We start from the raw sequence: 21,808 nt of genomic DNA on the forward strand, positions 1-21,808 counted from the left end.
AACAGTTTTGCGTTGGAGCGCTTCCAGTTTCTACGCCACGCTGCGGGTTGTGCCGGCTTCTGCGACACTTTGACGTTGAAGGATGCCGATAACGGCTGCCGTCACCTCTCCCGTCCGCGCCGTGCCGCCGAGATCGGGCGTCAGCGCGACGCCTTCCGCCGTCACCTGCTCGATGGCGGCCATCAGCCGGGCGGCGGCCTGCGCTTCTCCCAGGTGCTCCAGCATCATCACCGCGCTCCAGAACGCGCCGATCGGGTTGGCGATGCCCTTGCCGATCAGGTCGAAACCGGAGCCGTGGATCGGCTCGAACATGGAGGGGGTGGAGCGGTCCGGCGCCAGGTTGGCGGTGGCGCCGATGCCAAGGCTGCCGCTCAGCGCCGAGGCGAGGTCGGAGAGCACGTCGGCGTGCAGGTTGGTGGCGAGCACCGTGTCGACCGTGCCCGGCCGCAGCACGAGGCGCATGGTCATGGCGTCGACCAGCATCCAGTCCACGTCGAGCGCGGGGAAGTCCTTTATGACGCACCGGCACACCTCGTCCCACAGCACCATGCCGTGGCGCTGGGCGTTGGACTTGGTGACGACGGTGAGCTTCTTGCGCGGGCGCGACATGGCGAGTTCGCAGGCGAAGCGGCACACCCGCTCGATGCCGGCGCGGGTGAACACCGAGACGTCGAGGCCGACCTCGATCGGCAGGCCGCGATGCGCCCGTCCGCCGGCACCGGCATATTCGCCTTCGCTGTTCTCGCGCACGATCACCCAGTCGATGTCGCGGCCGAGTTCCGGCCGCAGCGGGCCGGTGATGTTCGGCAGGAGCCGCGAGGGCCGCACATTGGCGTATTGGTCCAGCCCCTGGCAGATGGCGAGGCGCAGTTCCCACAGCGTGATGTGGTCCGGAATCTCAGGGTCGCCGACGGCGCCGAAATAGATGGCGTCGAAGCCGCGCAGCGTGTCGACGCCGTCATCCGGCATCATCTTGCCGGTGCGGCGGTAGCGGTCCGAGCCCCAGTCGAAGCTCTCGAAGTCGAAGCCGAAGCCGCCATCGGCGCCCGCGAGCGCGTCGAGCACCTCGCGGCCGGCAGTGATGACGTCGGAGCCGATGCCGTCTCCGGGAATGAGCGCGATTTTATGCCGCCGCATGAGCGTGGTTCTCCATGAATCCAAGAATGGCGTTGACCATGTCGGCCTGGGTGCCGGTGCCGCGAATGTCCGGAGTGCGGGTGGCGGGGTCGGCCAGCGCCGCGTCGATGCCGGCCTTCATCCGCGCGGCTGCCTGCCCGGCGGCGGGAATGCCGCGCCGGCGGCCCAGCCATTCGATCAGCATCCGGGTCGATTCGATCATCGCATAGGGGTTGGCCAGCCCCTTGCCGGCGATGTCCGGCGCTGAGCCGTGGGTCGCCTGCGCCATAGCGATGTCGCCGCGCCCGATGCACAGGCCCGGCGCCATGCCGAGCCCGCCGACCAGCCCGGCCGCCTCGTCGGTGAGGATGTCGCCGAACATGTTTGTCGTGACGACCACGTCGAAGCGCTGCGGCTCGCGCACCAGCTTCATCGCGAAGGTGTCGACGATCACTTCCTCGATGGCGACATCGGGGAATTCCTTGCCGGCCTCGTAGCACTCCTCCACGAACATGCCGCAGCCGAGCTTGAACACCGTGTTCTTGTGCACCACGGTCAGGCGCTTCTTGCGCGCGCGGGCGATCTCGAAGGCGGCGCGGGCGACCTTGCGGCTGCCCTCGCGGGTGATCACGCGCACCGAGATGGTGGTGTCGTGGGTGGGGCGGAACTCGCCCGAGCCGGCCACCACATTGCGGTCCGGCTGGAAGCCCTCATTGTTCTCGCGCACGATGACGAGGTCGATGTCGTCATAGAGGCAGCCCAGCGCGGGATAGGAGCGGGTGGGGCGCACATTGGCGAACAGGTCGAAGCTCTTGCGCAGGATCGGGTGCGGGTTGATCGCCTCCGGCACCTTCGGATAGGCCTGATGGCCGATCGGGCCGAGGATGAAGCCGTCGAGCGTGCCGAGCGTCTCCAGCGTGCCCGGCGGCATGGTGTGGCCGAGTTCGTCCAGCGCCTTGCGGCCGAGCGGCATCGGCCGCCAGTCGATGGCGAGGCCGCAGGCCTGCGCCGCTGCCGCCGCGATGGCGTGGGCGGCAGGCACGATCTCATGGCCGATATCGTCGCCGTTGAGGACGCCGATACGAAGCGGCGGGTGCGTGGTCATGATAGCCCCCTCACTCGGCCGCGTCGCGCAGGCCGGCCGGCACCGAGGCGCGGGCGATCTCGCCGACATCGCCGAGTTCCGGCAGGCGCCAGCACAGCGCCATCAGCCGCGCCGTCACCTCGTCGCCGACGACGAGCGCCGACTGGTGGGCGAATTTGCGCGCGAGATGTTCGTTGCTCAGCGGCTTGTCATGGCTGCCGATGGCGCGCTCGATCACCTTCTCGATCACGCGGCCATCCGCGAACTCGACTTCGATCACCACCGAGGCCTCGTGGATGGAGGTGTCGGAGGTGGCGGAGACCTTGTCGCGCAGCGCGATCAGTTCCGGCGCGTTGGCAGCCTCGTCGGTGAAGGCGGTGGGCGAGCCGTCGCCGCGCAGCAGGGCGCAGGCGGCGGCGTGGAACACGCTGAACTTGGTCTCCAGCCCGGTCTTCGGCGCGCGCTTGCCGGTCAGTTCCAGCACCAGCGGATGGGTGCGCAGGCGCACGGCGGCGATGGTGTTGACGGCCTCGCCCAGTTCCTCGCGCAACTGCTGGCAGCCGTCGATGGTGGGGTGAATGACGATGCCGCAGGCGAAGGGCTTGTAGGAATTGAGCCCGGCTTCCCACGTCTCGCCGAGCCCGCCGAGGATCTCGTTGTAATCCTGCTTGGTGGACAGCACATGGGCGAAGCCGCGCGGCGCCTCGATCGCCCGCAGCGAGCTGTCGAAGCCGGCCTTGGCGAGGAAGGCGGCGAGCGCGCCGTTGCGGGCGGCGACGCCGGGATGCAGGCTCTTGCACATGGTGCCGAACATCTCGCGCAGGCCCGAGGCCTGCGTCGCGGCGATGCCGAGCGCCCAGCTCATCTGCTGCTCGTTCAGCTTCAGCATGTGGCCGACGGCGGCGGCAGCGCCGAACACCCCCACCGTGCCGGTGATGTGCCAGCCGCGGTCGTAATGCTCGGGATAGACGCTGTTGCCGATGCGGCATTCCACTTCGACGCCGACGATCAGCGCGTTGAGGAAATCGCGGCCGGACATCGGCTGATACTCGGCCGCCGCCAGCAAAGCGGAGGCGACCGGGCCGGCCGGGTGGATGATGGTCTTCAGATGGGTGTCGTCATAATCGAGCACATGCGAGGAGATGCCGTTGATCAGCGCCGCGTTCGGCACATCGAGCCGCTCGCCGCGCCCCAGCACGCCCGCCTGCGGCTTGCCGGCGAATGGCGAGATGCCGGCCAGCGCGCAATCCACCGTCTCGTGGCGGGCGCCGCCGACGGCGCAGCCGACCCAGTTGAAAAAGGTGCGCACGCCTTCCTCGCGCACCGCGGCGGGGATGTCATCGGGCCGGCATCCCACGATCCATGAGGCAAGCCGTCGGGTGACGTCTGTGGTGGACATTCTGTTCTCCTTTAGACGAGGCCGCGCGCGATGCCGCCGTCGACATTGATGGACTGGCCGGTGACGTAGCTGGCGAGGGGGCTGGCGAGCCAGGCGACCATGACCGCGATCTCGGCCGGCTCGGCGAAACGCTTGAGCGGGATCTCCTCGGAAAACCCGGCGAAGATCTCCTCCACCGGCACCCCGCGCTCGGCCGCCATGCGGCTGGCGCGGGTGAGCCAGAGCGGGGTCTTGGTGCGGCCCGGGCTGACCGCGTTGATGCGGATACCCTTCTCGCCGAGTTCCAGCGCCAGAGTCTTGACCAGGCCGAGCAGGCCGGCCTTGTGGACGTTGGTCATGATCTGGTGGGCATAGGGCATCTTCGCCGCCGCCGCCCCCAGGGTGACGACGGCCGGGGCGTTCCCCGCCGCCAGCAGCGGCAGGCCGGCGCGGATGGTGCGCACGGTGGAGAGCACATTGAACTGGTAGCTGGCCAGCCAGTCCTCGTCGCTCAGCGTATCGAAATCGGCCCGCACGCTGCCGCCGACGGCGCTGACGAGGATATCGAGCGCGCCCCAGCGGGCGTCGGCCTCGTCCATCAGCGCTGTGGCCGAGGCAGCGTCCTTCACCACATCGGCGACGAATATTTCGGGGGTGCGGCCGCTCGCCTGCATCAGGCGGGCGCTGGCGGCTTCCAGATTGTCGCGGCTGCGCGAGGCGATGACGACGTGCGCGCCCTCGCGCAGCAGGATCTCGGCGGTAGCCTCGCCGATGCCGTAGCTGCCGCCGACGATGATGGCGCGGCGCCCGTCAAATCCCAGATTCATAATGGCTCCTCAGCACGAAGCGGTAGACGCGGAACACCAGCAGGATGGTCGAGGCGATTACCGCGATGCGGACGATGTGGAAGGCGGTGACGAGTTCGGCGTCGGCGTGCATGGCCTTGGCGGTCAGCACCATTTCGGTGATCGCGGCCGGGGCCAGGGCGAGGAAGCTGGTGGTCAGTGGCAGGCCGGTGGCGAGCGAGAGTACCTCCGCGCCGATGGCGGCGGCGAAGATCAGCAGCACCCCGACCAGCAGCCCGGAGGCGGCGACGCGCGGCAGGCGCACGAACAGGTCGCGCCGGAAGCGCATGCTCAGCCAGACGCCGATCATTACCTGCGCCGCGACGATGAGGGCGCCCGGCACTGCGACATTGAGCAGGCCCGACGCGCCCAGCACCGCGCTGGGCAGCAGCGAACCGAGCAGCCAGGGGTTGGGGATTGGGGTCGGGCGCAGCGCATGCGCGCCGAGATAGGCGACGACGAGGCCGAGGCCCAGCAGCAGTAGATCGTGCGAGGTGGCGGGGTCCGCCGTGTAGACCGTGCCGGCCTCGCCGAAGGCGAACACCATGAACGGCACGATGCTGACCACCGTGGTCACCCGCAGCGCGTGGACGATGGAGACCGCGCTGGTGTCGCCGCCCCGCGCCGCCGCCACCACCGCCATGTCCGCCATGCCGCCGGCGGCGGTGGCGAAGAACGCGGTTGTCGGGTCGATGCGCGCCAGCGGCCGCATGATCAGCGCGCCGATGAAGGTGGCGACGATGATGTAGAGTGTCGCCACCAGCATCGCCGGCAGAAGCTGCAAGGAGGCGAGCAGCAGATGCGGGGTGAAGCGCATGCCGATGGCGAGGCCGACGATGACCTGCCCGATCTCGCGCAGATGCGGCCCGGCCTGCAACGGCGCGCCGGAGACGTTGAGCACGCCGCACACGAACAGCGGCCCCAGCATCCAGGGCAGCGGCATGTGGATGAGCGAGGCGGCATAGCCGGCGGCAGCGGCGATGGCATAGGTGGCGAGAACGCGCAGCCCGCCATGCAGCCGCGAGGCACGAAGCCAGCGCGGCGGCGTGGATTCTTCCGGAATTTCGGCCATCAGCCGGCCACCCGGACCGCGACGCCGGCACCCCCGGCCGCGCCCTCTCTCCCGGCGATGGCGATTCGGGCCTTGCCGGAAGCGGTCTCACGGCGATGGTGCGGGCGGATAGACATGACGGCCTCCCCAGGCGTTGCCGAGACTGGTTTTTGGCGCCTGTCGCGCGGCGGGGAACGGTGCCTCCCGCCCGGCAGGGCATGCCGCGATAGAGACATCTGTAATGAAAACTGTCAACAGATAGGCGCCAAAGCCTCAATCGCGGCCCTCCTTTAGGAAAGCCTGCGCCAATGCCGCCCTGCAGCCGAATTTGGCCGCCATAAACGCAACGATCCCGCCGGTTTCGCCGCGAGGGGCGGGCGGCCAGCTTCCGCTTTGTCCGCAAATCTGTTGACAGTTGACGGAGAGGGGGACAGTCTTGCCCCGCCCAATCCACACGGGCCGGCCGCTCTCGGCGCCGGCCGAAGGACCCAGATGGAACGGCGGGAGGAAAACATGACAGATTTCACACGCAGAGATGCATTCAAAATTTCAGCGGGCGGTCTCGCGGCGGTGTCCGGCATGGTCGCCATGCCGTCCATCCTGCGCGCCGCGAGCTATCCCACGCGCCCGATCAACGTCATCGTGCCGTTCGCCACGGGCGGCTACAACGACCGTTTGTCCCGTGCCTTCATGCCCTATCTCGAGAAGGAACTCGGCCAGCCGCTGGTCATCGTCAACAAGCCGGGCGCGGGCACCCAGCTCGGCAATTCCTATGCGCTGAACCAGCCGGCCGATGGCTATTCGATCATGTGCACCTCGGCGGCGCCCTATATTCCGCTCACCGTGTTGCTGCAGAACGCGCCCTACAAGGTCGAGGACTTCTCGATGCTCAACCTGCCGTCGCGTGACTACACGCTGGCGGCGACTTCGTCCGACGGTCCGGTCAAGACCTTCGCCGAGGTGATCGAGAAGCTGAAGAAGGACCCCTCCAGCCTCAGCATCGGCGTGCAGCCGGCTTCCGCCGACTATGCCAACATGGTGCTGGCGTTCCAGGCTGCCGAGATCGACCCGTCCAAGCTGCGCATCGTCACCTATGATGGCGGCGGCCCGGCGCGCAACGCCACGGCCGGCGCCCAGGTCGATGTCGGCTTCGTCGGCGGCGAGGGCTTCCTGCCGCTCAAGACCAAGATCCGTCCGCTGGCCATCTTCGCCGCCGAAACGGTGGAATGGTATCCCGACGCGCCTCTGATCGGTGCCAGCGGCCTCAAGACCGATTTCGTCGAAGGTTCGCAGCGCGGCTGGGCGATCACCACCAAGCTGCGCAACGAGCAGCCGGAAATCTACAAGACCCTGGTCACGGCGGTGGAGAAGGCGAGCAAGAATCCGAAGGCGATCGAGACCCTGAAGCTGCAGGAACTCGCCACCACATGGTACGGCCCGGAAGCCTCGGACAAGGCGTATCTCGACAACGCCGCCAAGATGGCCAAGTACGTCAACCTGCTGAAGTAAGCCGCATCCATCGAAGGCGGGCCGCGTCGGTTTCGCGCCCGCCTTCATTCTCATTCCTCTTCTGAATGGAGATGAAGATGCGTATCGGCCGGCAGACCTATGCCATCGATTACGGCCATCTTGCGCTCATCACCCTGATCGCGGCCGCCGTCTTCTGGTATCTCCTCGATGCCCGAAGCGTTTCGCTCAGTGTCAACAACCTGCTGCTGGTGCAGCCGGTCGCGATCTTCGCGCTGGCGATGTATCTGTTCGTCCTGCCGCAGTGCTTCCGCAAGGTGGACGCCCGCGAGGCGGCGAGAACGGCATCCGAGCAGGACCCGCTCTCTCGGAACATTCCCGCCGAGCGGTCGGACATGCTGCGCATGGCGGCGCTCAGCGTGTCGCTGGGGCTGCTTGTCCTGCTGCTGGATACGCTCGGCTTCGACATCGCCATCTTCCTGTTCACCCTGGCGGCAATGGTGATCTGCGGCGAGCGGCACCCGGTGCGTCTGCTGCTGTTTTCGTGCGCGGTGACGCTGGTGGCCATTTACGGCTTCCGCGCCATGATCCCCTATCCCATGCCCACCACGCTTCTGTGAGGCGCGTCCGATGATCGACATTTCTGCCTTTCACGAGGCACTCGGCATCCTGTTCTCCTCGATCTCGGCTTGGGGCTGGATCGTCCCCGGACTCATCATCGGCCTCGTCTTTGCCGCCATACCCGGCATTTCGATCACCATGGCGATGGCGATCGTCCTGCCGATGTCGCTGTACATGGATTTCTTCCCGGCCATGGTCTTCCTCACCTCGGTCTATACCGGCGCGGGGTTCGGCGGGTCGGTGCCGGCGATCCTGATGAACATACCGGGCACACCATCCTCCTTCGCCACCACCTTCGACGGCTATGCCATGTCGCAGAAGGGCGAGCACAACGAGGCGCTCGGCTATGCGCTGTTCGCCTCCACACTGTGCGGCATTTTCGGCTATGTGCTGCTGCTGCTGGTGCTGGAGCCGCTGGCCGACATCGTGCTGCGCATCGGGCCGGTGGAGATGTTCGCAGTGGCGATCTGGGGCATGATGCTGCTCGGCTCGCTGGGTTCAACCTATATCAGCCGCGGCCTGCTGGCGGCCGCCCTCGGCATCCTGCTCGGCACGGTCGGCATGAACACGGCCGGCTTCACCCGCGGCACGCTGGGGGTCCCGGAACTGCTCGATGGCATCGCGCCGATCCCGGCGATGATAGGCCTGCTGGCCGCAAGCCAGCTTCTCAGCCTGGCCGGCCGTGACTACATCATCGAGGCCGAGGGTGCCCGCGAGGTCAGCCTGCGGCGTATCCTCAAAGGGTGCTGGGGGACGCTGAAATATCCCGGCGTGCTGCTGCGCGGCTCGATCATCGGCGTCGTCATCGGCGCCGTGCCGGGCGTCGGCTCCTCCATCAGCAACCTCATCTCCTACGCCGAGACCAAGCGCACCGCCAAGGACAGCGCGACCTTCGGCAAGGGCAATCCCAAGGGCGTCATCGCGGCGGAATCCGCCGTGGCCAGCGGCGAGGGCGGCTCCATGGCCACCATGCTGGCGCTCGGCATTCCCGGCGGCGGAGCCACCGCGATCCTGATCGCGGCCTTCATGATGCACAATGTGGTGCCGGGGCCGAGCTTCATCGACACGCAGAAGCCAATGGCCTATGCCATCATCCTCAACAACATGGTTCAGGCGGTGGTCCTGCTGGTGGTGGGCATCGGCTTCATCTATGCCGCCACCAACGTCATGAAGGTGCGCACCCGCTACGTGCTGCCGGCGATCCTGGTGGTGGCGACGCTCGGCACCTATGCGGTGACCGGCGAGGCGGCAGGGCCGATCACGCTGTTCGTCTTCGCCATGCTCGGTTTCGCGCTCAACCGCTATGAATATCCGGTGCCGGCCGTTGTGGTGGGCATCCTGCTCGGGCGCATGCTGGAGACGGAGTTCCTGCGCTCCTACCAGCTCTCCGCCGGCAACCCGCTCTATGTGCTGGAGCGGCCCGGCGCGATGGCGATCTTCGCGGTGATGTTCATCTCGCTGGCGATGACCGCCTGGGGCAAGCGCAAGCAGAACAAGGCCGAGGCGGCCGAGGCGGCGCTGCTGCGGCTGCGCCACGACGCCGACGCCCATGCGCACACGACGCCGAGCAAGGGCTGAAGGGCCTTCTCACCGCCGTCGATCCCCGAAAGGGCGGGTGCGAACCCGCCCTTTTGCGTTGCGCAAGGCGGCGCCCGCTAGGGACAGTCCGGTCGGCAAGAGAAAGCCGCCGCCGTCGGTGACGGAAGCGGCTTTTCAACAGGTCGCGAACGGTACCGGTCGGTGCCCGCGTTGCAGGCGCGTCTCAGGCCGGCGGGCCGATCGGGACCCGGCCGAAGGCGCCGCGCTCGGCCCCGTCGAGCTGGTTGATGAGGTTCATCTCCCAGGCGAGGTACTGGCGGGAGGCTTCGGCATTGCCGTCATGGCGGTCGTGCACGAACCACACCCGGTCGCGCGCCTCCTCGCGGCTCATGCGCCGGCGGACGCGATCGACCGGCCACCCCGCCGCCGCACAGGCGTCGGGATCGGGCTGCAGCCAGCAGGCGGCGATGCCGGCAGCCCGCAGTTCGCAGGCGGCAGCGGCCACGGCGGCCGCGTCGCCCAGCAGGATGGCTCGTAGCGTGCCCGGCGGGAGTGTGCCCGGCAGTTCGTCGCGAAGCACCCGGCGCGCGCCTTCCAGCCGCCACGTCTCCCAGTCGGCCGATATCCGCAGATCGAGCACCGGCACGCCCTTCTGCGCCTGGCCCCATGCGGCCCCGGCCGTGAGCGCGCGCGGCGGCACGGGCGGGCGCAACGGCGATGAGGGGACGCTCAGTCCGTCCATTCCCGGCGCGGCATCAAGCGCCAGCACCTGCACCTCGAAGCCCAGCGCGCGCAGGAACAGCCCCGCCAGCGCGGCGCGAAGCCCGGTGTCGTCGATCAGGATCAGCCGCGCGTGGCGTACGCCGACATATTGGTCCGTCGCCTGAATCAGCTGGCCGGCAAGGGCGGGAACGGCGCCCGGCACCGGCTTCGCCGCCCGTTCTCCCGCGCTGCGGAGGTCGAACAGGAAGGTGGTTCGGCCGGCTTCGCCAAGGTAGGCCCCGGCCTCGGGCGGGGCGATCTGCGAGAGTTGCGAGGCGGCGATGAGGCGCTGCGCGCGGGTGCGGCTGGCCTGCGCCTGCGCCTCGTCCAGTACCGGCATCGGATCGGCGCGCGCGCCGCGGTCGAGCGGCAGGCCGGCGAGCGCCCAGCCCTGCGTGCCGTTCTCCAGCGCATAGACCGGGTTGCGCACGCCGATGGCGCGCAGCGTCAGTGCGCCGACGATGCCGCGCGTGCGCCCGGCGCAGGTGATGACGATGGGCGTCGTCTCATCCGCGACAGTGGCGTCAAGCCTATGGGCCAGCTCGACATTCGGCACGCACTGCGCGCCCGCGATGCGCATCTTGGCGTATTCGGAGGGCGGGCGGGCATCGAAGAGCGCATGCGCTCGCCCCTCGCGCCGCCAGCTTTCAAGCGTGCCGGCGTCGATCATTCGGGGGTGGTGGTCGTGCTCCAGCAGTTCGCCGAGCGTCTTGCTCGGCACGTTGACGCCGGCGAACACCTGCAGGCCCGCCGCCTTCCAGGCCGGCAGGCCACCCTCGATCACGCGGATGTCGGTGTAGCCGCAGGCAACGAGGCGCCGGGCGGCTCTGTCGGCGGTGCCGTCGCCGTCGTCCATGAGCAGGACCGGGCAGTCGGAGCGTGGAACCAGCGCAACTGCCGACAGTTCCAGCCGGCTGAACGGGCAGGGGACGGCGAAGAGCGGATGCCCCTCGCCGAAGGCCGCCGCCTCGCGCACATCGAGAAAGGCGATCTCCTCGCCGGCATGGAGGCTGGCCTTCGCCGCCTCCGCCGTCACCACGGCCACGCTCATGCCACCGGCTCACCGTGAAAGAAGCGATGGAACGCCGCATAGATCAGGTCGGGGCGGTGCTCGGCCGGGTAATGGCCGGTCGGCACCGGCAGGCCGACAAGGTCGTCCGCCCATTCCGACCACGCTTCCACCGGCTTGAAGTGGCGTCCGCAATGGCTGTTGGTACCCCAGATGACCAGGGTCGGGCAGGTGATCCTGCGCTTGCCGTAATCGGCCGTGTCCATGTCGAGGTCGACGGTGATGGTGGCGCGGTAATCCTCGCAGACGGCGTGGATCTGCTCCGGCGTGGCGCAGCGGACATACTCCTCCATCGCCTCCGGGGTGAAGATGTCGAGGCCGACGCCCTTCTTGTTGAGCTTGTAGCGCATGTAGTAGTCGAGGTCGGCGCCGAGCAGGTTCTCCGGGAACGGCGCCTTCTGCGCCATGAAGAACCAGTGATAGCTCTCGCGTGCCCAGCCGAGCGTGATGTTGTTCAGCACATGGTGGGTCGGCACGATGTCGAGCGCGGCGTAGCGGGTGATACGCTCGGGCCGGTCGAGGCACATGCGGAAGCCGACGCGCGCGCCGCGATCATGGCCGGCGATGGCGAAATTCTGGTGGCCGAGCGCATCCATCACGTCGAAGGCGTCCTCGCCGATCGCGCGGAACGAATAGCCGGAGTGATCCTCGCCGCCATAAGGCTTGGAGCTGTCGCCATAGCCGCGCATGTCGATGGCGACCACCGAGAAGTCGCGCGCCAGCGAGGGGGCGACCTTGTGCCAGCTCACCAGCGTCAGCGGGTTGCCATGGATGAGCAGCAGCGGCGGCCCCTCGCCGGCGGTCGCCACATTGATCTCGGCGCCACGGGTCTTGATGCGCTGGAAGGTGAAGCCCTCCATCAGGCGCGTGGTCGGGACGAGTTCGGGAACGGCTTCTGCGACGGTCATGGGCGCCTCCTCCAGAGTGCGGACGGATCTAAGCTATGGTTGCCAACTGTCAACAATTTGATGGCAAAAGGCAAGGGTGGCCTCTGGCTTCCAGCCAAATGGCGGCACTGACGACACAAGTATCGATTGTCGGCGAAATATGTGCCCTGCGGCCGGTTCAAGCGTGCCTGGTCGGGGGCGCGGCACCGCGCTCCGGCGGGTGACGGGGCCACTCCTACGAGAAGCTGCTGGCGCGCCACCAGTCCGCGACCGGCGGCGAGCGAGACGCTGCGGGCGGGTATCCGCATTTATACTTGCAATTAAACGATTGCATTTTATTGCAAATATAATAGCTATGGGTCGGCAGGAACGGACCTGCCAGCGCCCAGGAAACCCGCCATGACCCGCAACATCGGACCCGTCGACAAGGCCGTCCGCATCGTCCTCGGCCTCGTCCTGCTCTCGCTCATTTTCGTGCTGGAAGGCGATCTGCGCTGGATCGGGCTTGTCGGCCTCGTGCCGCTGCTGACCGCGCTGATGGGCAATTGCCCGCTCTATTCCGTGTTCGGTCTCTCCACCTGCCCGCTGACCGGACGCAAGTGAGGCCGGCCCGGCGCCGCCGAAGGAAGGAACCCGCCATGACGCAGAAGCCGGAAGTGACCGGATTTTTCGACCCGCGTACCTGGTCGATCCAGTATGTCGTCGCCGACCCGGCGACGATGGCCTGTGCGATTGTCGACCCGGTCCGCGATTTCGACGAGAAGTCGGGCCAGACCGCCACCATCAATGCCGACCGGATGCTCGAATTCGTGCGCGAGCGCGGGTACACGGTAGCGTGGATTCTCGACACCCATCCGCATGCGGACCATTTCTCGGCCGCCCATTACCTGAAGGCGCAGACCGGCGCGCCAACGGCCATCGGCGAAAGGGTGAAGGATGTCCAGAAGCTCTGGAAGGGCTTCTACAACTGGCCGGACTTCCCCGCCGACGGCTCGCAATGGGACCGTCTGTTCGCGGATGGCGACACGTTCAAGGTCGGCGACATCGACGCGCGGGTGATGTTCTCGCCCGGCCATACGCTGGCCTCGATCACCTATGTGATCGGCGACGCCGCCTTCGTGCACGACACGCTGTTCATGCCGGACAGCGGCACGGCGCGGGCGGATTTTCCCGGCGGCAGCGCCCGGGTGCTGTGGAAGTCGATCCAGGCCATTCTGGCGCTTCCCGACGAGACCCGCATCTTCACCGGCCATGACTACCAGCCAGGCGGGCGCGAGCCCCGATGGGAATCGACCGTCGCCGAGCAGAAGGCGGAAAATATCCACATGGCGCGCTGCCGGAGCGAGGAGGCATTCGTCGCCATCCGCGAGGCCCGCGACCGCAGCCTTGCCATGCCCAAGCTGATCCTGCACTCGTTGCAGATCAACACCAATGGAGGACGGCTGCCGGAGCCGGAATCGAACGGGATAAGCTATCTCAAGATCCCGCTCGACCTGCTCAAGGGAGCCGTCTGGGACTGACGTCATCCGGGACCGACACCATGCTGGACACGCTCACCGGCGGCGCCGCCGACATGAAGGCCCGGGTCGACGAGGCCTCGGCCTTTCTCAAGACGCTGTCCAATCCCGACCGGCTGATGGTGGCCTGCGCGCTGGTGGAGGGCGAGCGTTCGGTGCGCGAGCTGGAGGAGCTTCTCGGCATCCGCCAGCCCGGCCTGTCGCAGCAGATCGCCGGGCTGCGCGCGGCGGGGCTGATCGCCGGCCGCAAGGAGGGCAAGCAGGTTTTCTACCGGCTGGCCGACCCGCGCGTCGAAACCTTCATCTCCACCATGCACGCCCTGTTCTGCGCGCCGGACACGGGCACGGGAAAGCGATAGCCTCATGACCGAATTCACCCCGCTCGCCTCCTTGCTCGGCGGCGCGCTCATCGGCCTCAGCGCCGTGCTGATGATGCTGGCGGAAGGCCGCATCGCCGGCATCAGCGGCATCGCCAGCCGGCTGCTTCCCCCTTATGCCGACGATTCCTCCGCGGAGAGGTCGGCCGTCGCCGGCCGGCTGGCCTTCGTCGCCGGGCTGGTCGCGGCGCCCTTCCTCTATACGGCGGTCACCGGCGCGGCGGTGGTGCAGGCGGTGTCGGCGAATTTCGCGCTGATGGCCATCGCCGGCCTGCTGGTCGGCTTTGGCTCGGTGTGGGGTTCGGGCTGCACCTCGGGGCATGGCGTGTGCGGGCTCGCGCGCCTGTCGCGGCGCTCCTTCGTCGCCACCGGCGTGTTCATGGCGGTGGGCTTTGCGACCGTCTATGTCGTGCGTCACGTGATCGGAGGCTGAGGGCATGTCGATCCTGGTCAATCTCGGCCTCGGCTTGCTGTTCGGCTTCGGCCTCATCGTTTCGGGCATGAGCAACCCGGCCAAGGTGCTGAATTTCCTCGATCTGTTCGGCACGTTCGATCCATCACTCGCCTTCGTCATGGGTGGGGCGGTGATTGTCGCCTTCATCGGCTTCCGGCTGGTGCTGGCGCGCGACCGGCCGCTGCTGACGCCGCGCTTCCACTTGCCGACCCGTACCGATATTGACGCAAGGCTGTTGGTCGGGCCGGCGCTGTTCGGTCTGGGCTGGGGGCTGGGCGGATTCTGTCCCGGCCCGGCCCTGACCGCGCTGGGGCTTGCCGCGCCGGGTACGCTGGCCTTCGTTCCCGCCATGGTGGCGGGCATGTGGGCGGCGCGCCTTCTGGCCGGGCGCCGAGTCTGACGCGGCGTCATATCGACCGGAAGGGGTGGAGCGTGGGGAAAAACAACTGGCTGCCGATCGTGCCGGTCTCCTTCTTCGGCATCGTGCTGGGGCTGTGCGGGCTGGGCGGAAGCTGGCGCGCGGCACATGCGCTGTGGGGAACGCCAGCCCTGATCGGCGAGGCCTTCATGGCGGCGGGTGCGCTGGTCTGGGCGGCCATGCTGCTGCTCTATGTCCTCAAATGGAGCCTCGCCCGCCCCGCCGCGCTGGAGGAACTCTGCCATCCCGTGCAGTCCGGATTCATCGGGCTGGCCGGTGTGGCGACACTGCTGGTCAGCATTGCCGCAGCGCCCTATGCGCGTGGCGTCGCCGTGGCCCTGCTGCTGGCCGGCGCGGCCTTCACCGTCGGTTTCGGCATCTGGCGCACGGGCGATTTGTGGCGCGGCGAGCGCGATCCGGCGGCGGCGACGCCGGTGATGTACCTGCCGCTGGTCGCCGGCAGCTTCGTCACTGGCACCGCCTGCGGGGTGCTGGGCTTCACCGATTGGGGGCAATTGGCGTTCGGCGCCGGCCTGTTCTCGTGGCTCGCCATGGAATCGGTGCTGCTCAACCGCTTCCAGCATGGGGCGGCGCTGCCGCCGGCGCAGCGGCCGACGCTGGGCATTCAACTGGCGCCGCCGGTGGTCGGGGCGGTGACCTATCTGAGCCTGACCTCGGACGGGCCCGACATCTTCGCCCAGGCCCTGGTCGGCTACGGGCTGCTCCAGCTCCTGCTGATCGCCCGGCTGCTGCCCTGGATCCTGCGCCAGCCGCTCTCGGCGGCCTATTGGGCCTTTACCTTCGGGCTCACCGCGCTGGCGACCTCGACCCTGCAACTGGTGGAGCGCGGTGCCTCGGGGGCGCTGGCGACGCTGGCGCCGCTGCTGCTCGCCCTCGCCTCGGGCGTGGTCGTGCTCACCTCCCTGCACAGCCTCTGGCAGCTGGCGAGCGGTCGCCTGTTGCCGAAGCCGGCGTAACCCCGCGCGACGCCCGCCCGCCCGAGCGGCTGGACGGCGGGCGGGCGGAGGGCTAGACCGCTGGCATGGAGCCCGCGCTCATCATCTTCGATTGCGATGGCGTGCTGATCGACAGCGAGACGCTCGCTGCGGGCGCGCTGATCGACGCGCTGTCCCATCGCGGCATCGAGGTCGATCTCGATTTCGTGGCGCGCCATTTCATCGGGCGTGCCTTTCCCGTCATCCTGACCGAGGTGAAGGCGCGCTTCGGCGTCGACCTGCCGCCGCCTTTCGAGGAGGACTACCGCAGCCGGCTGCTGGCCGCCTTCGAGGCCGGGCTCGCCCCCATGGAAGGCGCGGTCGAGACGCTGGCGGCGCTGCGTGTGCCGTTCTGTGTCGCGACTTCGTCCAGTCCGCCGCGCCTCGCCGCCTCGCTGCGCCTCGTCGGGCTGGACGGGGTGTTCGCCGGCCGCGCCTTCACCGCCTCGCAGGTGGCGCGCGGCAAGCCGGCGCCGGACCTGTTTCTGCACGCCGCGGCGCGGATGGGGGCGGACCCGGCCGCCTGCGTGGTGGTGGAGGACAGTGCGGCGGGGGTGGTCGCAGGGCTTGCCGCCGGCATGGAGGTTTGGCATTTCGTCGGCGGCGGTCATTTCGCTGTCATGGACATGCCGCTGCCCGCCGGCGTGACGCCGCATCGTCGTTTCGCGCGGTTTGCCGACATCCGGGCAGCGAGGCCAGAACTTTTCAACGTGCCGGCCGGCACGGCAGACCCGACATGAGCATGACGCCCGACAGCGACGCATCCATCGACGACCAGGCGGCCCGGGCGGCCTGGCTCTATTATGTCGGCGGCCTGACGCAGGACCAGATCGCCAGCGAGATGGGGCTGTCGCGCCAGCGCGCGCAACGGCTGGTCAGCCGCGCCGTAGGAGCCGGGCTGATCCATGTGCGGCTCAACCATCACCTCGCCCGCTGCGTCGAGCTGGAGGCGGCGCTGCGCGAGCGGTTCAGGCTGGTGCGCTGCCGGGTGATGCCCGGCCTCGGGCCGGGGCGCGACCCGGTGCGTTCCATCGCCCCGGCGGCAGCGGAGGAGATGGAGCGGGTGCTGGCCGAGCGCGGTTCGCGCGTCATCGCGCTCGGGACCGGACGGGCCCTGCGCGGCATGGTGGACGCGCTGAGCCCGGTGGAGGCACCGCAGCACCGGCTGGTGTCGCTGCTCGGCAATATCGCCCTCGACGGCTCGGCCTCCTATTTCGAGGTCATCATGCGGCTCGCCGAGAAGGTGCGGGCGCCGCATTATCCGATGCCGGTTCCCGTGCTGGTCGACACGGTCGAGGAGAATCTGACGCTGCAGTCGCTCGGCGCCGTGCGCAAGGTGCGCGGGCTGGCGCAGGCGGCCGACGTCACCTTTGTCGGCGTCGGCCAGATGAGCGACGACGCGCCGCTGATGACCGATGGCTTCCTCACCCTGGACGAACTGCACGAGATTCAGCGCGCCGGTGCGGCGGGCGAGGTGGCCGGCTGGATCTATGATGGTGAGGGGCGCTATCTCGACCTCGCCCTCAACGCCCGCCTGACCGGCGTGCGGGTGGAGATCGCCACGCCGGAGCGTCCGGTGATCGGCATCGCCGCCGGTGCTGCGAAGGTCGTCGCGCTGAAGGCCGCACTGACCTCGGGCATCGTCAACGGCCTGGTGACCGATGAGCCCACGGCGGCCGCCGTCCTCGCGGGCTGAGCTGGGCGTTCTGAATCCGGCCGCGCACACGCGCATGTGAGCCGCGCACCGCGTGCCGGAAGGGCATGCCGGGTGCACAATAAAGCGGCCCGAAATCCTATCTTGATACCTGAATGCGCGCCTGTGCGTTCAAAGGCGGGGCCGCGTGCTCGCGTGTGCAGCATCGAATTCACTTGACGCCCGCTTGGGTGAGCGTGAGTATTTGCCCATACGGCGATTATTTGCTCAAAGAACGCCGAAAGGGAGGAGAGCTATGACCGTGACATTCCGCACCCTCGCGGGTGCTTCGCTGGTGGTTGCCCTGATGGGCACGGCCTCGGCGCAGACGACCATCACCGTCGCCACCGTGAACAATGGCGACATGATCCGCATGCAGCGCCTGACCCCCGAATTCAACGCCCTGCACCCCGACATCAAGGTCAACTGGGTGACGCTGGAAGAGAACGTGCTGCGCCAGCGCGTGACCACCGACATCGCCTCCAGGGGCGGCCAGTATGACGTGCTGACCATCGGCAATTACGAAGTGCCGATCTGGGCCAAGCAGGGCTGGCTGATGCCGTTGGAGAATCTCGGCGCCGATTACGACCAGGCCGACCTTCTGCCACAGGTGGCGCAGGGCCTCACTGTCGACGGCAAGCTTCACGCCGTGCCGTTCTACGCCGAAAGCTCCATGCTCATGTACCGCACCGACCTTCTGGAGAAGGCGGGGCTGAAGATGCCTGAAAATCCCGACTGGGATTTCATCGCCGAAGCCGCCCAGAAGATGACCGACAAGGGCGCCGGCATCTACGGCATCTGCCTGCGCGGCAAGGCCGGCTGGGGCGAGAACATGGCGTTCCTCACCTCTATGAACAATTCCATGGGCGGGCGCTGGTTCGACATGGAATGGAAGCCGCAGTTCAACGCTCCCGAGTGGAAGAAGACCCTCGATACCTATCTGAACCTGATGAAGGAATACGGCCCGCCCGGCGCCTCCTCCAACGGCTTCAACGAGAACCTCGCGCTGTTCCAGACCGGCAAATGCGGCATGTGGATCGACGCCACCGTCGCCGCCTCCTTCATCTCCGACCCGAAGGAATCGCAGGTTGCCGACAAGGTCGGCTTCGCCCCGGCCCCGGTGCGCAAGGGCGGCTCGAACCACGGCAACTGGCTGTGGTCGTGGAACCTCGCCATCCCGGCGACCACCTCCAAGGCGGAAGCCGCCAAGACCTTCGTCGCCTGGGCGACCTCGCCGGCCTACACCAAGCTGGTGGCCGAGAAGGACGGCATCGCCAACGTGCCGCCGGGCACGCGCACCTCGCTCTACAAGAACCCGGATTACCTGAAGGTCGCGCCCTTCGCCGAGATGACGCTGACGGCGATCGAGTCGGCCGACACCCAGAAGCCGTCCGATCTGGAAGTGCCCTATACGGGTGGCCAGTTCGTCGCGATCCCCGAGTTCCAGGCGATCGGCACGTCGGTGGGCCAGCAGTTCTCGGCCGCGCTCGCCGGCAAGGCGACCGCCGACCAGGCGCTCGCCGCCGCGCAGGCCCTGACCACCCGCGAGATGACCCGCGCCGGCTACCCTAAGAAGTAGGCCTCGGTTCCGGGCCGCCGCCAGGAGCGGCGGCCCTTCGGTCAGCCCGGCGCCCGCCCGCGCCGGGCCGTTTCCCGGCGCGGCGCGGGTGTCTCCCGCACCCGCACCGCGTCGGGGCCTCCCCGACAGGGGGCTAAGGCGTCGGCGCCGATGCGCCGCCCTCGCATTGATTCCGTTCCGTCCATCCCAGCCCGCGGCGTTTTCGCCGGCGGCGCGCTCCGGCCAGGGAGGCCCTTGATGGCGACGCAAGCCTCACGCACTGCCGGCCGGCTGATGCTTACCCCGGCAGTGCTGCTGCTCTTCCTCTGGATGATCGTGCCGCTGGGCATGACCATTTATTTCTCGTTCCTGCGCTTCAACCTGCTGATGCCGGGAACGGAGGCGTTCACGGGCTTCGAGAACTACACCTATTTCTTCACCGACCCCGCCTTCTGGCCGGCGCTCACCAACACGCTGACCCTGGTCCTGGGCGTCTTGGTCATCACCGTGGTCGGCGGCGTGGCGCTGGCGGTGCTGCTCGATCAGCCCATGTGGGGGCAGGGGATCGTGCGCATCCTCGTCATCGCGCCGTTCTTCGTCATGCCGAGCGTGTCCGCTCTGGTGTGGAAGAACATGCTGATGAACCCGGTCAACGGCCTGTTCGCCGCACTGGCACGCGGGCTGGGGCTGCAGCCGATCGACTTCTTCGCCGACGCGCCGCTCGCCTCCATCATCGCCATCGTCGCCTGGCAATGGCTGCCCTTCGCGACGCTGATCCTGTTCACCGCGATGCAGAGCCTCGACCGCGAGCAGATGGAAGCGGCCGAGATGGACGGCGCCGGCCCGATCTGGCGCTTCGTCCACCTCACCGTCCCGCATCTGATGCGGGCGATGACCGTGGTGGTGCTGATCCAGACCATCTTCCTGTTGTCGGTCTTCGCCGAAATCCTCGTCACCACCAATGGCGGTCCGGGCACGGCCTCCACCACGCTGACCTTCCTCGTCTACATGCAGTCCATGCTGCAGTTCGACGTCGGACTCGGCTCGGCGGGCGGCATCGTCGCGGTCATCCTCGCCAACATCGTCGCGATCTTCCTGATGCGGATGATCGGCAAGAACCTGGAGGCATGAGATGGCACGCGAGGCTTCCAAGGGCCACAAGGCCGTCGTCACGGCGCTCGCCTGGGGCGTGGCCCTGCTGATCTTCTTCCCGATCCTGTGGACCTTCCTCACCTCCTTCAAGACCGAAGGCGAGGCGATCAATTCGCACCCGTCCTTCCTGTTCTTCGACTGGACGCTGGAGAACTACGAGACGGTGAACCAGCGTTCCGACTACCTCGCCCATTTCTGGAACTCGGTGGTGATCTCGCTCGGCTCCACCGTGCTGGGCCTCGTCATCGCGGTGCCGGCGGCGTGGTCGATGGCCTTCGTGCCCGGCAAGCGCACCAAGGACCTCTTGATGTGGATGCTCTCCACCAAGATGCTGCCGGCGGTGGGCGTGCTGGTGCCGATCTATCTGCTGGCCCGCGACGCCGGCCTGCTCGACACCAAGACCGGCCTCGTCATCGTGCTGACGATGGTGAACCTGCCGATCATCGTGTGGATGCTCTACACCTACTTCAGGGAAATCCCCGGCGAGATCCTCGAAGCCGCGCGCATGGACGGGGCCACGCTGTCCTCGGAAATCCTCTATGTGCTGACGCCGATGGCGGTGCCGGGCATCGCCTCGACGCTGCTGCTCAACGTCATCCTCGCCTGGAACGAGAGCTTCTGGACGCTGAACCTGACGGCGGCGACCGCGGCGCCGCTCACCGCCTTCATCGCCAGCTATTCCAGCCCGGAAGGGCTGTTCTACGCCAAGCTTTCGGCGGCCAGCACCATGGCCATCGCGCCCATCATGATCCTGGGCTGGTTCAGCCAGAAGCAGCTCGTGCGCGGGCTGACCTTCGGCGCCGTTAAATAAGGAGAGACCCGTGGGCGAGATCGTTCTTTCCGAAGTCCGCAAGTCCTTCGGCGGCGTGTCCATCATCCAGGGGATCGACCTCGTCATCCCCGATGGCGAGTTCGTGGTGTTCGTCGGCCCCTCGGGTTGCGGCAAGTCCACCCTGCTGCGCCTCATCGCCGGGCTGGAGGACACCTCCTCCGGCACCATTTCCATCGACGGCAAGGACGCGACCAGGCTGCCGCCGGCCCGGCGCGGCCTCGCCATGGTGTTCCAGTCCTACGCGCTCTACCCGCATATGAGCGTGCGCAAGAACATCGCCTTCCCGCTGCGCATGGCCGGCGCCTCCGCCGAGGAGCAGGAGCGCAAGGTTCAGGCGGCGGCGAAGGTGCTCAACCTCACCGCCTATCTCGACCGCAAGCCGAGCCAGCTCTCCGGCGGCCAGCGCCAGCGCGTCGCCATCGGCCGTGCCATCGTGCGCGAGCCGGCCGCGTTCCTGTTCGACGAGCCGCTGTCGAACCTCGACGCCGCGCTGCGGGTGTCGATGCGGCAGGAAATTTCCGAACTGCACCAGACGCTCAAGACCACCATGGTCTACGTCACCCACGACCAGGTGGAGGCGATGACCATGGCCGACCGCATCGTGGTGCTGAATGCCGGGCGGATCGAGCAGGTGGGCAGCCCGCTGGAGCTTTACCGTTCCCCCGCCAACCTGTTCGTCGCCGGCTTCATCGGCAGCCCGAAGATGAATCTGATCGAAGGGGCGGAGGCGGCCAAGCACGGCGCCCACACGCTCGGCGTGCGGCCCGAGCATATCGACATCGCCGAGGACGGGCCGTGGAAGGGCATGGTCGGCCTGTGCGAGCACCTCGGCTCCGACACCTTCCTGAAGGTCGATATCGCAGGCGTCGGCCAGATCAATGTCCGCGTCGGCGGCGATGTTCCGCTGCGCCACGGCGCGCCGGTGAGCCTGGCGCCGCAGGCCGACAAGCTGCACCGCTTCGATGCCAGGGGCCAGGCGATGGCGTGAGCCGC

Annotated in this window: 22 protein-coding genes; 15 read left to right on the forward strand and 7 right to left on the reverse strand. The window is 67.9% G+C overall.

All coding sequences use genetic code 11. The annotated features are described in order from the left end of the window. Positions 1 to 30: 30 nt before the first annotated feature. The 5 genes from KHC23_RS21600 to KHC23_RS21620 are packed head-to-tail and all read right to left on the reverse strand — an operon-like array spanning position 31 to position 5,495. The gene (locus KHC23_RS21600) at positions 31 to 1,137 is read right to left on the reverse strand and encodes a tartrate dehydrogenase (protein ID WP_213375650.1); all 1,107 of its coding nucleotides are present in this window, start codon (positions 1,135 to 1,137) and stop codon (positions 31 to 33) included. Beyond that, on the reverse strand, positions 1,124 to 2,221 hold the full coding sequence (locus tag KHC23_RS21605; protein ID WP_213375652.1) for an isocitrate/isopropylmalate dehydrogenase family protein: 1,098 nt from the start codon (positions 2,219 to 2,221) through the stop codon (positions 1,124 to 1,126). The genes KHC23_RS21600 and KHC23_RS21605 overlap by 14 nt, the downstream gene beginning before the upstream one ends. 10 nt (positions 2,222 to 2,231) lie before the next feature. Next, positions 2,232 to 3,599 carry an MmgE/PrpD family protein gene (locus tag KHC23_RS21610; protein WP_213375654.1) on the reverse strand — a complete coding sequence of 456 codons (1,368 nt, stop codon included), beginning with the start codon at positions 3,597 to 3,599 and terminating at the stop codon, positions 2,232 to 2,234. 11 nt (positions 3,600 to 3,610) lie between these two features. Beyond that, a complete protein-coding gene (locus KHC23_RS21615; protein ID WP_213375656.1) occupies positions 3,611 to 4,405 on the reverse strand; it encodes an SDR family oxidoreductase in 795 nt (264 codons plus the stop codon). Beyond that, a complete protein-coding gene (locus tag KHC23_RS21620) occupies positions 4,389 to 5,495 on the reverse strand; it encodes an AbrB family transcriptional regulator (protein ID WP_246544847.1) in 1,107 nt (368 codons plus the stop codon). Before KHC23_RS21620 ends, KHC23_RS21615 begins: the two co-directional genes overlap by 17 nt. A 558-nt stretch (positions 5,496 to 6,053) precedes the next feature. Between KHC23_RS21620 and KHC23_RS21625 the strand changes: the two genes are divergently transcribed. From KHC23_RS21625 to KHC23_RS21635, 3 genes are all read left to right on the forward strand, one after another. Further along, positions 6,054 to 6,983 (forward strand): tripartite tricarboxylate transporter substrate binding protein, encoded by a 930-nt coding sequence (locus tag KHC23_RS21625; protein WP_246544848.1) that lies wholly within the window; start codon positions 6,054 to 6,056, stop codon positions 6,981 to 6,983. A gap of 77 nt (positions 6,984 to 7,060) precedes the next feature. Then, positions 7,061 to 7,561 (forward strand): tripartite tricarboxylate transporter TctB family protein, encoded by a 501-nt coding sequence (locus KHC23_RS21630; protein ID WP_246544849.1) that lies wholly within the window; start codon positions 7,061 to 7,063, stop codon positions 7,559 to 7,561. A gap of 10 nt (positions 7,562 to 7,571) precedes the next feature. Then, complete coding sequence (locus KHC23_RS21635) at positions 7,572 to 9,140, forward strand: tripartite tricarboxylate transporter permease (protein ID WP_213375662.1); 1,569 nt, start codon at positions 7,572 to 7,574, stop codon at positions 9,138 to 9,140. A 184-nt stretch (positions 9,141 to 9,324) separates the two neighbouring features. Here the strand turns inward: KHC23_RS21635 and KHC23_RS21640 are convergent, their stop codons facing one another. Continuing rightward, the gene (locus KHC23_RS21640) at positions 9,325 to 10,914 is read right to left on the reverse strand and encodes a rhodanese-like domain-containing protein (protein ID WP_213375664.1); all 1,590 of its coding nucleotides are present in this window, start codon (positions 10,912 to 10,914) and stop codon (positions 9,325 to 9,327) included. After that, positions 10,911 to 11,840: an alpha/beta fold hydrolase gene (locus tag KHC23_RS21645; protein ID WP_213375666.1), complete on the reverse strand. Its 930-nt coding sequence runs from the start codon at positions 11,838 to 11,840 to the stop codon at positions 10,911 to 10,913. The genes KHC23_RS21640 and KHC23_RS21645 overlap by 4 nt, the downstream gene beginning before the upstream one ends. Positions 11,841 to 12,218: 378 nt before the next feature. On the opposite strand from KHC23_RS21645, the gene KHC23_RS21650 reads away from it, so the two are divergent. The 12 genes from KHC23_RS21650 to KHC23_RS21705 all read left to right on the forward strand — a co-directional run bounded on the left by KHC23_RS21650 (position 12,219) and on the right by KHC23_RS21705 (position 21,803). Further along, the gene (locus tag KHC23_RS21650) at positions 12,219 to 12,422 is read left to right on the forward strand and encodes a YgaP family membrane protein (protein WP_213375669.1); all 204 of its coding nucleotides are present in this window, start codon (positions 12,219 to 12,221) and stop codon (positions 12,420 to 12,422) included. Positions 12,423 to 12,457: 35 nt separating this feature from the next. Further along, complete coding sequence (locus KHC23_RS21655; RefSeq protein WP_213375671.1) at positions 12,458 to 13,339, forward strand: MBL fold metallo-hydrolase; 882 nt, start codon at positions 12,458 to 12,460, stop codon at positions 13,337 to 13,339. 20 nt (positions 13,340 to 13,359) lie between these two features. Continuing rightward, positions 13,360 to 13,695 (forward strand): ArsR/SmtB family transcription factor, encoded by a 336-nt coding sequence (locus tag KHC23_RS21660; protein ID WP_246544850.1) that lies wholly within the window; start codon positions 13,360 to 13,362, stop codon positions 13,693 to 13,695. Positions 13,696 to 13,699: 4 nt separating this feature from the next. Next, positions 13,700 to 14,146: a YeeE/YedE family protein gene (locus KHC23_RS21665; protein ID WP_213375673.1), complete on the forward strand. Its 447-nt coding sequence runs from the start codon at positions 13,700 to 13,702 to the stop codon at positions 14,144 to 14,146. A gap of 4 nt (positions 14,147 to 14,150) precedes the next feature. Next, complete coding sequence (locus tag KHC23_RS21670) at positions 14,151 to 14,567, forward strand: DUF6691 family protein (protein WP_213375675.1); 417 nt, start codon at positions 14,151 to 14,153, stop codon at positions 14,565 to 14,567. Positions 14,568 to 14,617: 50 nt separating this feature from the next. Further along, on the forward strand, positions 14,618 to 15,562 hold the full coding sequence (tehA, locus tag KHC23_RS21675; RefSeq protein WP_213375890.1) for a dicarboxylate transporter/tellurite-resistance protein TehA: 945 nt from the start codon (positions 14,618 to 14,620) through the stop codon (positions 15,560 to 15,562). 65 nt (positions 15,563 to 15,627) lie between these two features. Further along, complete coding sequence (locus tag KHC23_RS21680; RefSeq protein WP_213375677.1) at positions 15,628 to 16,320, forward strand: HAD family hydrolase; 693 nt, start codon at positions 15,628 to 15,630, stop codon at positions 16,318 to 16,320. Next, complete coding sequence (locus KHC23_RS21685; RefSeq protein WP_213375679.1) at positions 16,317 to 17,276, forward strand: sugar-binding transcriptional regulator; 960 nt, start codon at positions 16,317 to 16,319, stop codon at positions 17,274 to 17,276. The genes KHC23_RS21680 and KHC23_RS21685 overlap by 4 nt, the downstream gene beginning before the upstream one ends. A 259-nt stretch (positions 17,277 to 17,535) precedes the next feature. After that, the gene (locus KHC23_RS21690; RefSeq protein ID WP_213375892.1) at positions 17,536 to 18,852 is read left to right on the forward strand and encodes an ABC transporter substrate-binding protein; all 1,317 of its coding nucleotides are present in this window, start codon (positions 17,536 to 17,538) and stop codon (positions 18,850 to 18,852) included. A gap of 237 nt (positions 18,853 to 19,089) precedes the next feature. Next, entirely contained in the window at positions 19,090 to 19,962 is an 873-nt protein-coding gene (locus KHC23_RS21695) for a carbohydrate ABC transporter permease (RefSeq protein ID WP_213375681.1), read from the forward strand. A gap of 1 nt (position 19,963) precedes the next feature. Next, positions 19,964 to 20,794, forward strand: a complete 831-nt coding sequence (locus KHC23_RS21700) for a carbohydrate ABC transporter permease (protein WP_213375682.1) — start codon at positions 19,964 to 19,966, stop codon at positions 20,792 to 20,794. Positions 20,795 to 20,804: 10 nt separating this feature from the next. After that, positions 20,805 to 21,803 carry an ABC transporter ATP-binding protein gene (locus tag KHC23_RS21705; RefSeq protein WP_213375684.1) on the forward strand — a complete coding sequence of 333 codons (999 nt, stop codon included), beginning with the start codon at positions 20,805 to 20,807 and terminating at the stop codon, positions 21,801 to 21,803. Positions 21,804 to 21,808: the final 5 nt, after the last annotated feature.

Source organism: Ancylobacter dichloromethanicus (assembly GCF_018390645.1).
Classification (GTDB): Bacteria; Pseudomonadota; Alphaproteobacteria; order Rhizobiales; family Xanthobacteraceae; genus Ancylobacter; species Ancylobacter dichloromethanicus.